The sequence below is a fragment of the Sphingomonas sp. GC_Shp_6 genome, from assembly GCF_026540835.1.
Lineage (GTDB): Bacteria > Pseudomonadota > Alphaproteobacteria > Sphingomonadales > Sphingomonadaceae > Sphingomonas.
The window spans coordinates 38,103-51,168 of sequence record NZ_JALNUO010000003.1 but is presented as its reverse complement, the minus strand read 5'-3'; the positions used below and the strand labels follow the sequence as shown (position 1 = coordinate 51,168).

14 protein-coding genes are annotated in these 13,066 nt (G+C 67.2%); 3 read left to right on the top strand and 11 right to left on the bottom strand.

Annotated elements, in window-relative coordinates:
• Positions 1-4: 4 nt before the first annotated feature.
• The 8 genes from rseP to rpsB form a co-directional block, all read right to left on the bottom strand.
• Positions 5-1,138: an RIP metalloprotease RseP gene (gene rseP / locus OXQ95_RS04605; RefSeq protein ID WP_267380212.1), complete on the bottom strand. Its 1,134-nt coding sequence runs from the start codon at positions 1,136-1,138 to the stop codon at positions 5-7.
• Positions 1,135-2,292 carry a 1-deoxy-D-xylulose-5-phosphate reductoisomerase gene (gene dxr / locus OXQ95_RS04600; RefSeq protein ID WP_267380210.1) on the bottom strand — a complete coding sequence of 386 codons (1,158 nt, stop codon included), beginning with the start codon at positions 2,290-2,292 and terminating at the stop codon, positions 1,135-1,137. Before dxr ends, rseP begins: the two co-directional genes overlap by 4 nt.
• Complete coding sequence (locus OXQ95_RS04595; protein WP_267380209.1) at positions 2,289-3,077, bottom strand: phosphatidate cytidylyltransferase; 789 nt, start codon at positions 3,075-3,077, stop codon at positions 2,289-2,291. The genes dxr and OXQ95_RS04595 overlap by 4 nt, the downstream gene beginning before the upstream one ends.
• Positions 3,074-3,742, bottom strand: coding sequence for an isoprenyl transferase (locus tag OXQ95_RS04590; protein WP_242095925.1), 669 nt, complete (start codon positions 3,740-3,742; stop codon positions 3,074-3,076). The genes OXQ95_RS04595 and OXQ95_RS04590 overlap by 4 nt, the downstream gene beginning before the upstream one ends.
• A gap of 109 nt (positions 3,743-3,851) precedes the next feature.
• Positions 3,852-4,409 (bottom strand): ribosome recycling factor, encoded by a 558-nt coding sequence (frr, locus tag OXQ95_RS04585; protein ID WP_242095697.1) that lies wholly within the window; start codon positions 4,407-4,409, stop codon positions 3,852-3,854.
• Positions 4,396-5,127 carry a UMP kinase gene (gene pyrH, locus OXQ95_RS04580; RefSeq protein ID WP_242095698.1) on the bottom strand — a complete coding sequence of 244 codons (732 nt, stop codon included), beginning with the start codon at positions 5,125-5,127 and terminating at the stop codon, positions 4,396-4,398. Before pyrH ends, frr begins: the two co-directional genes overlap by 14 nt.
• A 209-nt stretch (positions 5,128-5,336) precedes the next feature.
• Positions 5,337-6,275, bottom strand: a complete 939-nt coding sequence (gene tsf / locus OXQ95_RS04575; RefSeq protein ID WP_267380206.1) for a translation elongation factor Ts — start codon at positions 6,273-6,275, stop codon at positions 5,337-5,339.
• Between the two features lie 86 nt (positions 6,276-6,361).
• Positions 6,362-7,210 (bottom strand): 30S ribosomal protein S2, encoded by an 849-nt coding sequence (gene rpsB / locus OXQ95_RS04570; RefSeq protein WP_267380204.1) that lies wholly within the window; start codon positions 7,208-7,210, stop codon positions 6,362-6,364.
• A gap of 324 nt (positions 7,211-7,534) precedes the next feature.
• Between rpsB and OXQ95_RS04565 the strand changes: the two genes are divergently transcribed.
• The gene (locus OXQ95_RS04565; RefSeq protein WP_267380203.1) at positions 7,535-7,771 is read left to right on the top strand and encodes a hypothetical protein; all 237 of its coding nucleotides are present in this window, start codon (positions 7,535-7,537) and stop codon (positions 7,769-7,771) included.
• Here OXQ95_RS04565 and OXQ95_RS04560 read toward each other — a convergent pair.
• Positions 7,710-8,528: a phosphatidylcholine/phosphatidylserine synthase gene (locus OXQ95_RS04560; RefSeq protein ID WP_267380201.1), complete on the bottom strand. Its 819-nt coding sequence runs from the start codon at positions 8,526-8,528 to the stop codon at positions 7,710-7,712. The genes OXQ95_RS04565 and OXQ95_RS04560 overlap by 62 nt on opposite strands.
• Before the next feature lie 40 nt (positions 8,529-8,568).
• Positions 8,569-9,291, bottom strand: a complete 723-nt coding sequence (locus OXQ95_RS04555) for a phosphatidylserine decarboxylase (protein WP_267380199.1) — start codon at positions 9,289-9,291, stop codon at positions 8,569-8,571.
• A 110-nt stretch (positions 9,292-9,401) separates the two neighbouring features.
• Here OXQ95_RS04555 and OXQ95_RS04550 point away from each other — a divergent pair, with 110 nt between their 5' ends.
• Together OXQ95_RS04550 and OXQ95_RS04545 are read left to right on the top strand one after the other, a co-directional pair.
• Positions 9,402-10,622, top strand: a complete 1,221-nt coding sequence (locus OXQ95_RS04550; protein WP_267380197.1) for an NADP-dependent isocitrate dehydrogenase — start codon at positions 9,402-9,404, stop codon at positions 10,620-10,622.
• A gap of 43 nt (positions 10,623-10,665) precedes the next feature.
• Positions 10,666-12,432, top strand: coding sequence for a cation:proton antiporter (locus tag OXQ95_RS04545; protein ID WP_242095705.1), 1,767 nt, complete (start codon positions 10,666-10,668; stop codon positions 12,430-12,432).
• Positions 12,433-12,697: 265 nt separating this feature from the next.
• Here OXQ95_RS04545 and OXQ95_RS04540 read toward each other — a convergent pair whose 3' ends face one another.
• A complete protein-coding gene (locus OXQ95_RS04540) occupies positions 12,698-12,988 on the bottom strand; it encodes a hypothetical protein (RefSeq protein ID WP_267380194.1) in 291 nt (96 codons plus the stop codon).
• Between the last annotated feature and the right edge of the window lie 78 nt (positions 12,989-13,066).

The window sequence follows — 13,066 nt, the reverse complement described above, 5'->3', positions numbered from 1 at the left end:
AGCGTCAACCAATCAACCCGGCAAGCCCTTTCCAGAGTCCGAAGCTGCCCAGATCGTTGAACGTCACGAGCAGCATCAGCGCAAGGATCGCGGCAAGGCCGCCACGATAGGCCCATTCCTGAACATGCGGCTCGACGGGGCGCCGACGCACCGCTTCGATCGCATAGAAGAACAGATGGCCGCCATCGAGCATGGGTATTGGCAGCAGGTTGATGAACCCCAGATTGATCGAGACGAGTGCGATCAGGAACACGAACGCGCCGACACCCAGGCTCAACTGTTCGCCCGACACCTTGGCGATGCTCAAGGGGCCGCCGAGTTCCTTCACCGATCGGCGGCCGGTTACCACCTGCCCCAGCGTCTCGACCATCATCGATACGATCTGCCCGGTGCGCCGCACCGCGACGATCGGCGCCTCGACCACGCTTACCGGCACGATCACCGGGCGCGGTCCTTCGATCCCCAACCGGCCGATCCGGTAATCATTGCCGAACCGGTCGCGTTCGTGATCGATGGCGACGGTGACGCTGCGCGTCAGCCGCGCGCCGCGCCGATCGAGATCGATCGCGACCGTTTCGCCTGCACGGATGCGGACATAGCGTGCGATGTCGTCAAACGTGTCGACGGGCCGGCCGCCGATCGCGATGACCCGGTCGCCGGGCATCAGCCCCGCCGTCGCGGCGGGGCTGCCGGCGACTGCCGCGCCTACGACCGGCGGCATGCGCACATCGCCATAAGCGAGCGCGAAGCCGGCGAGAATCAGCAGCGCGACGATGAAATTGACGACCGGCCCCGCCGCCACGACGATCGCGCGCTGCCATACGGATTTGGCCTGGAACGTCCGCTGGCGTTCGAGGGCGGGAAGCGCGAGCCAGTCGGCGCTGGGCTGGCTGCCCGCGTTCATGTCGCCCGCGAACTTCACATAGCCGCCGAGCGGCAGCCAGCCGAACTTCCACCGCGTGCCGCGCCGGTCGGTGAAGCCCGCCACCTCGCGGCCGAAGCCGATCGCGAACGCGTCCGCCTTGATGCCGAACATCCGGCCGGCGAGATAATGGCCCATCTCGTGGACAAACACGAGCGGCCCGATGACGCACACGAACGCGACAATGGTCAGCAGAATTCCCGGAGTCTGGATCAAATCACGCCATCCTCGACACGCTCGCCCGCCAGGACCCGCGCGTGCGCGTCGATCGCGAGCACCGCGTCGAGCGTCTCCGGCGCGGCCGGGTCGTAACGATCGAGGATATGCTCGACGATTGCGGCAATTTCGAGGAAGCCGATCCGGCGGCGGAGAAACGCCGCCACCGCCACCTCGTTCGCCGCGTTCAGGATCGCGGGCCGCGCGCCGCCGGTCGCCAGCGCCTCGCGCGCCAGCCGGATCGCGGGAAAGCGCAACGGATCGACGCTCTCGAAATCGAGCCGCCCGATCGCCACCAGGTCCAATGGCGCCATCGGGGTCGCCATCCGGTCGGGCCAGGCGAGCGTGTGCGCGATCGGCACGCGCATGTCCGAGGGGCCAAGCTGCGCCAGCATCGATCCGTCGACATAATCGACCATCGAATGGATCACGGACTGCCGGTGCATCACCACCTCGATCCGGTCGTCATCCACCGGGAACAGCCGGGCAGCCTCGATCAGCTCGAGCCCCTTGTTCATCATCGTGGCCGAATCGACCGAGATCTTGGCGCCCATCGACCAATTGGGGTGCGCCACCGCCTGTTCGACCGACACGCCGCGCATCGCGTCGAGCGTCCAGTCGCGAAACGGGCCGCCGCTCGCGGTCAGGATGATCCGCCGCACGCGCTCGGGCCGGGCAAAATCGAAACACTGGTAGATCGCGTTGTGCTCGGAGTCGGCGGGCAGCAGCGTCGCGCCCGATCGCGCGGCGGCGGCGAGGATCACGTCGCCGGCCGACACCAGCGGCTCCTTGTTGGCCAGCACCACGGTGCGGCCGCCCTCGATCGCCGCCATGACGGGCTTCAGCCCCGCACAGCCGACGATCGCGCCCATCGTCCAGTCCGCGCCGCTGCGCGCGGCGTCGCACACCGCCTCCGCACCGCCCGCCGTTTGGATCCCGGTGCCCGCCAGCGCCTCGCGCAAGGCCGGCAGGCACGCCGCGTCGGCGACCACAGCCAGTTCGGCGCGGGTGCGGATCGCGGCGGCGGCGAGTTTCGCCACATCGGTATTGGCGGTGAGCGCGACGACGCGGAACGCATCGGGCTCGCGCTCCACCAGGTCGAGCGTCGAGGTGCCGACCGAGCCGGTCGCGCCGAGAATGGTGATGGTCTTCATGTCAGCCAGATGAGTATCGTGGGAAGGACGGCCAGAAAGGCGGCAACCGGCGCCACCGGGACGATGCCGTCGAGCCGGTCGAGCACGCCGCCATGGCCGGGGATCAGCGTGCCGCTGTCCTTCACGCCCGCGCGGCGTTTCAGCCAGCTTTCGTAGAGATCGCCGCCCTGCGCCAGCACGGCAAGGAACGGCGTCGCGAGCGTGAAGCGCAGCGGCAGGCCATAGGCCACGTGCAGCGCGGCGCCAAGCAGTGTAGCGAGCAGCACGCCGCCACCCAGCCCCGCCCAGGTCTTGGCCGGGCTGATCCGCGGCGCGAGCTTCGGCCCGCCGATCGCGCGGCCGGCGAAATAGGCGCCGATATCGGTCGCCCAGACGAGCGCCAGCGCCCACAGCGTCCAGACGATCCCCTCATGCTGGCGGCGCAGCAGCAGCAGCGCCAGGATCGGCAGCCCGACATAGATGGTGCCGAGCGCCAGCGCCGGGCGGCGCGTGACGATCACGGTGAAGAACGCGGCCCCCGCGAGCAGCCCCAGCGCGAAGAAATCGGGCCCCGCCGCGATTGGCGCCATGATCGCCAGCGGCACCGACAGGCTGAACAGCGCCAGCCGCTTCGTCTTGGCCGGGATGGCGTGGAGATCGCACCACTCCGCCATCATGAACAGCCCGGCGACCACCGCGAGCAGCCAGAAGAGGAGCCCGCCGGCGACGAGCGCGAGCATCGCCACCGCGATCATCGCCAGCCCCGCCGCGGCACGCACCGGCAGGTCGGACGGCCCGGTGCTCACAGGCCGCCGTAACGGCGTTGCCGCCGCCCGAACGCGGCCACCGCGGCGACCAGCGCTTCGGCATCGAAATCGGGCCAGAGCGTATCGACGAACAGCAATTCGGCATAGGCCGCCTGCCACAGCAGGAAATTGGACAGCCGCTGCTCGCCCGAGGTGCGGATCACGAGATCGAGCGGCGGCAGCGCATGGGTGTCGAGCGCGGCCTCGATCATGCCCGCATCGATCGCGGCCGGATCGAGTTCGCCGTCGCGCGCGCGTTCGGCCAGGCGCCGGGCGATCCCGGCCAGCTCGGCCTGCGACCCGTAGTTGAGCGCGATCGCCAGGATCGGCCCGCTGTTGCGCGACGTCCGTTCGACCGCATCATCGACCAACGCGACAAGATCGGGCGAGAAGCGCCGATAGTCGCCGATGATCCGCAGCCGGACATTCTCGCGGACCATCTCGTCGATGTCGCTGCGGATGAACAGCCGCAGCAGCCCCATCAGGTCGCTTACCTCGGCCTCGGGCCGGCGCCAGTTCTCCGAGGAAAAGGCGTAGAGCGTCAGCGCCTCGATCCCCATCTCGCGCGCGGCGCGGGTAACGCGGCGCACCGCCTCCACCCCGGCCCGGTGCCCGGCCAGCCGCGGCAGCATCCGCTTCTTCGCCCAGCGGCCGTTGCCGTCCATGATGATCGCGACATGGCGCGGCACCGTACCACCCGCGGGAACGGGCGTCAGCTTGACGGCGGAGCTCAAAGCCCCCGCCCCGCCGTTCGACCGGAACGCGCCGCGGCGTTCACTTGCCGAGGATTTCCTTTTCCTTGGTGGCGAACACCGCGTCGATATCGGCGATCGTGGCGTCGGTGATCTTCTGCACCTCGGTCTCGTGGCGCTTGCGCTCGTCCTCGCCGAAGACGCCCTTCTTCTCGTCGGTCTTGAGCGAGTCCATGCCGTCGCGGCGCACGTTGCGCGCGGCGATCCGTGCCTTTTCGGCATATTGGCCGGCCAGCTTCGCCAGCTCCTTGCGGCGCTCCTCGGTCAGGTCGGGGATCGGGAGGCGCAGCGTCTGGCCGTCGACGATCGGGTTGAGCCCCAGCCCCGCCGAGCGGATCGCCTTGTCCACCGGGCCGACATTCGTCTTGTCCCACACCTGCACCGACAGCATCCGCGGCTCGGGCGCGGAGACGGACGCGACCTGGTTGAGCGGCATCGACGATCCATAGACGGTGACCGTCACCGGATCGAGCAGGCTGGTCGCCGCACGCCCGGTGCGCAGGCCGCCCAGATCGTGGCGCAGCGCCTCGACGCTCCCGGCCATGCGGCGTTCGATATCGGCCTTGTCATAGGCGGGCATTGGTCATCTCCTGGCTTTGCACGGTCGTCGACACGCCATCGCCCGCGAGCACGGCGGCCAGATTGCCGGCTTCGCGGATGTTGAACACGACGATCGGAATATGGTTGTCGCGGCAGAGCGCCACGGCGCTCGCGTCCATCACCTGCAGGTTCTGCGAGAGCACCGCATCATAGGTAACGGTTTCGTAGCGGGTCGCGCCCGGCACCTTCTTGGGATCGGCATCATAGACGCCGTCCACGCTGGTGCCCTTGAAGAGCGCGTCGCACTTCATCTCGGCGGCGCGCAGCGCAGCGCCCGAATCGGTGGTGAAATAGGGGCTGCCGACGCCGGCGGCGAAGATCACCACCCGGCCTTTTTCCAGATGCCGCTCGGCGCGGCGACGGATGAAGGGTTCGCACACGCTCGCCATCGGAATGGCGGACTGGACGCGGGTATCGACGCCGATCTGCTCCAGCGCGTTCTGCACCGCGAGCGCGTTCATGACGGTGGCGAGCATGCCCATATAATCGGCGGTGGCGCGCTCGAAGCCCTTGGCCGCGGCGGCGATCCCGCGGAAGATGTTGCCCCCGCCGACCACGATGCACAGTTCATAGCCCTTGGCCTTGGCATCGGCGATTTCGTTCGCGACGCGCGCGGTGACGGCGGGATCGATCGCGAGACCGTTCTCGCCCATCAGGACCTCGCCCGAAAGTTTCAACAGGATACGCTTGTGGGGCATGCAGGCACTCGGTCAGGGACGCGCGCGGACCTTAGGGGCGGCGATGCACCGGAGCAACCGGGCGCGACGCATTCCCGCCCCGAGCGACGAACGGGCGGGCGCGCCGACGCAAAAGGGACATGGCGCGCGCCGCGGCGTCCGCACCATGCCCTTTCCGATCATCCGCCGGCACGGACCCTCTCCGCGCTCGCGCGAAGAGGGAACGAGGCTCAGGCGGTCGGCTGCGGCACGCCGCTCACCGCCGCGACTTCGGCAGCGAAGTCGGAGGCTTCCTTCTCGATGCCTTCGCCGAGCTGGAAGCGGACATAGTCCTTCAACACGATCGTCGTGCCGGCATCCTTGCCCGCCTTGGCCACCACGTCGCTGATCTTGGTCTTGCCGTCCATGACGAACAGCTGACTGACCAGCGCATGCTCCTTGCGGTATTTGGCGATGCCGCCCTCGACCATCTTGGCGATGATGTCGGCGGGCTTGCCCGATTCGCTGGCCTTCTCGGTCGCGATCGCCCGCTCGCGCTCGATCTCGGCCTCGTCCAGATCGGCTTCGTTCAGCGCCTTCGGGAAAGCCGCCGCGATGTGCATCGCGAGCTGCTTGCCGAGCGCCTGGAGCACCTCGTCCGAGGCATCCGATTCGAGCGCCACGAGCACGCCGATCTTGCCGAGGCCGGGCGACTGCTGGTTGTGAACGTAAGGAACGACCGCGCCCTTGCTCACTTCGAGGCGCTTGGCCCGGCGCAGCGACTGGTTCTCGCCGATCGTGGCGACGTTGTTGGTCAGCACCTCGGCGACCGTCGTGCCCGAGGGCATCGCCTCGGCCTTAAGCGCCTCGATATTGTCCCCGGTCGCCAGCGCGATCTGGGTGACCTCGCGGACGAACTGCTGGAACTGGTCGTTCTTGGCTACGAAATCGGTCTCCGAGTTCACCTCGACCGCAGCACCCCTGGTGCCGCTCACCGCGACGCCGACGAGCCCCTCGGCCGCGGTGCGGCTGGACTTCTTCTGTGCGGCCGCCAGGCCCTTGGTGCGCAGCCAGTCCATGGCGGCATCCATGTCGCCACCGGCCTCGTTCAGCGCCTTCTTGCAATCCATCATGCCCGCGCCGCTCTTCTCGCGCAGGTCTTTGACCATCGCTGCCGTGATATCGGCCATGTCTGTCATCCTCATTGGTCTGAATATGGTTGCGGGCGAGGCAAGGCGCTTACCCTACCCCGCCCGCATGACGTTTATGCGAAGGCTCAGGCGTCGATCTGGCGCTCGGCCTCGGCAGCCATCTCGGCCTGGGCCGGCTCGGCCTGCGCCGGCTCGACAGGCGGCTGCTCCACGATCGGATCTGTGCTCAGCGCCGCCTCGGTGGGCGGGGCGTCCATCGCACCGATATCGGCGCCGCTGCGGCGCTGCTGCTCCTGGCCGCCACGCGTCGCGGCGATCGCGATCGCCTCGCAATACAGACGGATGGCGCGGCTGGCGTCGTCGTTGGCGGGAACCGGGAAGGCGATGCCGTCCGGGCTGACGTTCGAATCGAGGATCGCGACGACCGGGATGCCGAGCGTGTTGGCTTCCTTGATCGCCAGCTCTTCCTTGTTCGCGTCGATCACGAACATCACGTCGGGTACGCCGCCCATGTCGCGGATGCCGCCGAGGCTCAGTTCCAGCTTGTCGCGCTCGCGCGTGAGCTGGAGCACTTCCTTCTTGGTCAGGCCGACGGTGTCGCCCGACAGCATTTCCTCAAGCGTCTTCATGCGCTTGATCGAATTGCTGATCGTCTTCCAGTTGGTGAGCATGCCGCCCAGCCAACGATGGTTGACGAAATGCTGGCCGGCGCGACGCGCCGCATCGGCGACGGGCTCCTGGGCCTGGCGCTTGGTGCCGACGAACAGCACCTTGCCGCCGCCGGCGACCGACTGGCTGACGAATTCGAGCGCGCGCGCGAACAGCGGCACGGTCTGCGACAGGTCGAGGATGTGGACGCCGTTACGATCGCCGAAGATGTACGGCTTCATCTTGGGATTCCACCGATGCGTCTGGTGGCCGAAATGCGCGCCCGTTTCGATGAGCTGCTGCATGGAGACGACAGGTGCCGCCATAGGGATAACTCCTTCCGGTTGTGCCTCTGGGAAGCGGATGACGCGTCGGCGAACCGATGCGCACCGGGCTATGATGCCTCCCATGCGGGTTTGAGACGCGCGCCTTAACCGATTACGTCGCTCGATGCAACCGCTTGACAGCTGGAACGTAATAGGAACATAAAGGGCTCGCAACGTGATTGCCGATCGCCGCCAGCAACCTATCCCCAGTTATTCGGGCTTTTTCATAGCCTCACTAGGGAGCCGGGAACTTAATCCTGGAATAGGTGTTTGATCTCGGTTGGTTAACGCGTTCGTTTTCGAATTACGTCCAGGGAGGCGGACATGGTTTCGGTTCTGAGTGCGCTGTTGTTTTCGGGTTCCTTCGCGGTCGCTGTCATGGTGATCGCATCGAGCATCGCGCCGCAATGGCGCCGTATCCTGCGTCTCGCGTCCGGCCGGGTCGAACCCGCTTTCGCGCCGCTCCAGACGCTGGCCGCGGCCGAGCGCCGGATCGCGATCAGGCGTTGGGCGACGGCACCGCTGTCGACACCGGTGAACCGGATGCGCGCAGCCGCCTGAACCGCCGATAGGCGGCGATGCTGAACGGTATCGTCGCCAGATAGCATAGGCTCACGATGCTGAGCGTATGCCATGGTGCGGACACCAGCGCCGCACCGAGCAGCACGACAACGGCGAGCGCCTCGAACCGGATATTCCGGCGCAGGCGCATCGACGACCAGGAATAGGTCGCCACGCTCGACACCATCAGCGTCGCCACGAATGCCGTCCATGGTGCGACGAGCCAGGGCGAAGCGAAGAGCGGTTGGTCGGTCCAGAACCACAGGAACATCGGCAGCATCGCGAGCCCCGCGCCCACCGGCGCGGGAACCCCGGTGAGGAAGCCGGCCGATTTGTGCGGCTGTTCGGCTTCGTCGATCTTGGCATTGAACCGGGCAAGCCGGAGCGCGCAGAACACCGCCAGGATCAGCGAGCAGATCCAACCGACGCGCGGCAGTTCGGACAACGACCAGAGGTAGAGGATCAGCGCCGGCGCCACGCCAAACGAGATCGCATCGGAGAGCGAATCGAGTTCGGCACCGAACCGGCTCTCGCCGTGAAGCATCCGCGCGATCCGCCCGTCGATGCCGTCTAGCACGCCGGCCACCATGATCATCGCGACCGCGCTCTGCCATTCGCCGGCGATCGCGAAGCGCACGCCGGTCAGGCCCGAGCACAAAGCGAGCGCGGTGACCGCGTTGGGCGCGACCGCACGCAGCGGCAGCCCCTGCGATGCGCGACGCATCCGCCGGGCGCGACCGAGACGCGGCGCCATCATCGCGCGATGCCGCGCATCGGTCCGCGGGCTGGCGCGACGCTCACTGCGCGACGCCGATCGCGGGCGTGGCGTGACGCCGCCCGATCACCGTCTCACCCGCGATGCTGCGCTGGCCGAGCGCCACCTGCGGCGCTACGTCGTCGGGCAGGAACACGTCGACGCGGCTGCCGAACCGGATGAGCCCGATCCGCTGGCCGACCGCAACCATGTCGCCGATCTTGACGAAGCCCAGAATGCGCCGCGCGACCAGCCCGGCGATCTGGGTGAAACCGATCATCTGCCCGTCGCGGCCTTCCACGACGAAATGCTGGCGCTCGTTTTCGTCGCTCGCCTTGTCGAGATCGGCGTTGAGGAACTTGCCGGAGATATACACCACCTGACGGATCGTGCCCGCAATCGGCGCGCGGTTGATGTGCACGTCGAACACCGACATGAAGATCGAGACGCGTACCAGCGATACCTCGCCGAGCGTACCCACCAGCTCGCGCGGCACCGGCACGCGCTGGATCATGGTGACCAGCCCGTCGGCGGGCGCGACCACCAGCCCCTCGCCCTGCGGCGTGGTGCGCACCGGATCACGGAAGAACGCCGCGACCCAGATCGTGAGCCCGACCATCGGCCAGAACAGGATGTGCGACGCGATCGTCAGCAGCAGCGTGAGCCCGGCCGAGATCAGGACATATTTATGCCCCTCCGGATGGACGGCGGGGAAACGCCATTTGATGGTGCTGGTAGCGAGCGGCGGCTTTTCGAGCGATGGCATGGTTTCGGTCTATCGGTGCCGGGCGCGCATGACAACCGCGCCCCGTGGTTGATCCCCATCGCCCATATGCCTAGACGCTGGGCCAAACCCCTGCCCCAAGGATGCGATGCATGGCGAAGATCAAGGTCAAGACACCGATCGTGGAGATCGACGGCGACGAGATGACGCGGATCATCTGGGAGTGGATCCGCGAGCGGCTCATCAAGCCCTATCTCGATATCGAGCTCGATTATTACGATCTCGGTATCGAGCATCGCGACGCCACGGACGACCAGGTGACGATCGACTCCGCCAAGGCGACGCAGAAATATGGCGTTGCGGTGAAGTGCGCGACGATCACGCCCGACGAGGCGCGGGTCGCCGAATTCGGCCTCAAGAAGATGTGGAAATCGCCCAACGGCACGATCCGCAACATCCTGGGTGGCACGATCTTCCGTGAGCCGATCGTCATCAAGAACGTGCCCCGCCTGATCCCCGGCTGGACTCACCCGATCGTCGTCGGCCGCCATGCATTCGGCGACCAGTATCGCGCGACCGACTTCCGCGTGCCGGGCCCCGGCAAGCTGCGCCTCGTCTTCGACGGCGACGACGGCCAGACGATCGACCGCGAGGTGTTCCAGTTCGAAAGCGCGGGCGTCGCGCTGGCGATGTACAATCTCGACGATTCGATCCGCGATTTCGCCCGCGCCTCGATGCATTACGGCCTCAACCTGAAATGGCCGGTGTATCTCAGCACCAAGAACACGATCCTCAAGGCCTATGACGGCCGCTTCAAGGATCTGTTCGCCGAGGTGTTCGAGGCCGAGTTCAAGGACAAGTTCCAGGCGGCCGGCATCGTCTACGAGCATCGCTTGATCGACGATATGGTCGCCAGCGCGCTGAAATGGAACGGCGAATTCGTGTGGGCCTGCAAGAATTACGACGGCGACGTGCAGTCGGATCAGGTCGCGCAAGGCTTCGGCTCGCTGGGCCTCATGACTTCGGTTCTGCTGACGCCCGACGGCAAGACCGTCGAGGCCGAGGCCGCGCACGGCACCGTCACGCGCCACTATCGCATGCACGAGCAGGGTAAGGCGACCTCGACCAACCCGATCGCGTCGATCTTCGCCTGGACCGGCGGCCTGAAATATCGCGGCAAGTTCGACGACACGCCCGAGGTGACCAAGTTCGCCGAGACGCTGGAGCGCGTCTGCATCGAGACGGTCGAGAACGGCCATATGACCAAGGATCTCGCGATCCTGATTGGCCCGGACCAGCCCTGGATGACGACCGAGCAGTTCTTCGAGCAGGTGCGCGCGAATCTCGAGACGGAAATGGCCGCCTGGGCCTGATCCGGCGATGACAGGCGCCATGCCCGCGACTAGGATCGCGGGCATGGCGACCGGTCTCGACAATACGGGCTTCAGCGACGCGCTGGTCATCCTCGGCGCGGCTGGGCTCGTCATCCCCGCCTTCGCACGGTTCCGGATCAGCCCGGTCATCGGCTTCATCCTCGTCGGCGTGCTGGTCGGGCCTGCCGGACTCGGCGCGCTGACCGCGCGCGCGCCGTGGCTCTATTACGTAACGATTACCGACGCGCACGCGATCGAGCCGTTCGCGGAGTTCGGCATCGTGCTGCTGCTGTTCTCGATCGGCCTCGAACTGTCGTTCCGGCGGTTGTGGACGATGCGGGTGCAGGTGTTCGGCATCGGCGCGGCAGAACTTGCAGGCTCCGCCTTGCTGATCGGCACCGCGCTCCACCTGCTCGGCCAGCCCTGGGCGGGCGCGCTCGGCCTCGGCTTCGCGCTCGCGCTCTCCTCCACCGCATTGGTACTGCCGCTGGTCGGCACCACGGGTGCGGTGGGGCGATCGGCGTTCGCGATGCTGCTGTTCGAGGATCTGGCGCTGGTGCCGATCATCTTCGTGCTTGGCGCGATGGCCCCCGGCACCGCGGGTGGCTGGAGCGCGATCGGCACCACGATCCTGCGCGGTGGCCTGACGGTCCTGGCGCTCTACGCCGGCGGCCGCGTCTTTCTCCCCCGTCTGTTCGCGCAGGCGGCGCGGACGAAAAGCCCCGAGCTGTTCCTCGCGGCCTCGCTGCTGGTGGTGATCGTCGCCAGTGTCGCCACCAGCGCGGCCGGCCTGTCGCCGATCGTCGGCGCGCTGCTCGCGGGCCTGCTGATCGCGGAAACCGAATATCATGGCGAGGTCGAGGTAATGACCGCGCCGTTCAAGGGGCTGGCGCTCGGCGTGTTCCTCATCACCGTCGGCATGAGCATCGACCTTCGCCTGATCCTCGCGAACGGCGCGGCGCTGGCAGCGGCCGTCATCGGCGTGGTGGCGATAAAGGCGATCGTCACCTTCCTGTTCCTGCGCGTCGGGCAGGTCCGGCGCGGCACCGCAGCGGAAACCGGGCTGCTGATGGGCAGCCCGTCCGAGACGACGCTGATCGTGCTGGCGACCGCCACCCAGGCGCAACTGATCCTCCCTTCCACCGCCACCTTCTGGCAGACCGCGACGGCGATCGGCCTGACGATCACCCCGCTGCTCGCGACCATCGGGCGCCGTCTCTCGCGGCAGATCGAGCAGCGTCCGGACGACGAGGCCGCCCCCGCGGCGGAAGCGGGAACGGTAGTGATCGGCCTGGGGCGCGTCGGGCGCATGGTGTCCGACATGCTGGCGGCGCACGGCCAGCGCCACCTCGCGGTGGAGGCGGATATCGACGCCGTCCACGCCGCGCGCGAGGCGGGCTATCCGGTGCTTTTCGGCGATGTCGCGCGTGGCGAGATGCTCGACCGGCTCGACCTGCCGGCCCGGCGCGCGCTGATCCTGACGATGGACGATCCGGTGCTCTGCATCCGGCTGGTGCGGCAGGTGCGCGCGCTGGCGCCCGAGCTGACGATCGTGGCACGCGCGCGAGATGCCGTCCACGCGACGGCGCTCTACCGCGCGGGCGCGACCGATGCGGTGCCCGAGACGCTGGAGAGTTCGCTGCAATTGTCGGAAGCGGTGCTGGTGGATCTGGGTGTCGCGATGGGGCCGGTGATCGCCTCGATCCACGAAAAACGCGACGAGCTGCGCCAGAGGATCCGTCGCGACGCGGAGCTGGAGCGCGATCCGCGCATCCGCCGGGTGCGTGGCCGGGGGGAAGTGAGCGTTTGACGGGGTGGCGCAACGTGATCGGCTTCAGACGACTGACTCCGGGATCCTAGACCGGGGTTGTTCACGCGGAGCCGCGGAGAAGTCTTGGGTGCGGCAGCGATCATGGCATATTGGATGATGAACGCGCTCAAGGCGGCCGGATTGTTCTCAGCGCCTCAGCGCTTCAACGCGGACCATTAATTGCGGCGGAGCATGAAAGAAAAGGGAAACGACGCGATGGCTCCTGTGCAGGTGGAGTGAACTCCGAACGACCGGTCTTGGGTGGTTAGCTGCCGTTCCATTTGAGCCGCTCCACTTCGGCTCTGTCGCCTCCCATGTGGCGAACGAACGCTTCCCGCAGTCCGTCATAGTGGGTCTGCCACTTCGCCGGATCGTCGCTCGGGTCGACGCCATCTGCGGCGAATAGCCACATGACGAGCTGATGCGCCGTCACTTCTCCGCTCTCTGGCAGAAAGTCGGTGACGTGGCTCGGCTCACCTCCGACAACCGAACCACACCAACCCCTCTCCACACAGACCTCATGCATCAGGGCGTCGAAAGCTACCTGTTCGCTCATAGTGCGAGCATACCAGAGCAGATCGGCAATGTGCGCTTGTGGGCGTTAGCGGACACCGTCCGCCAAATGCTAGTCCGG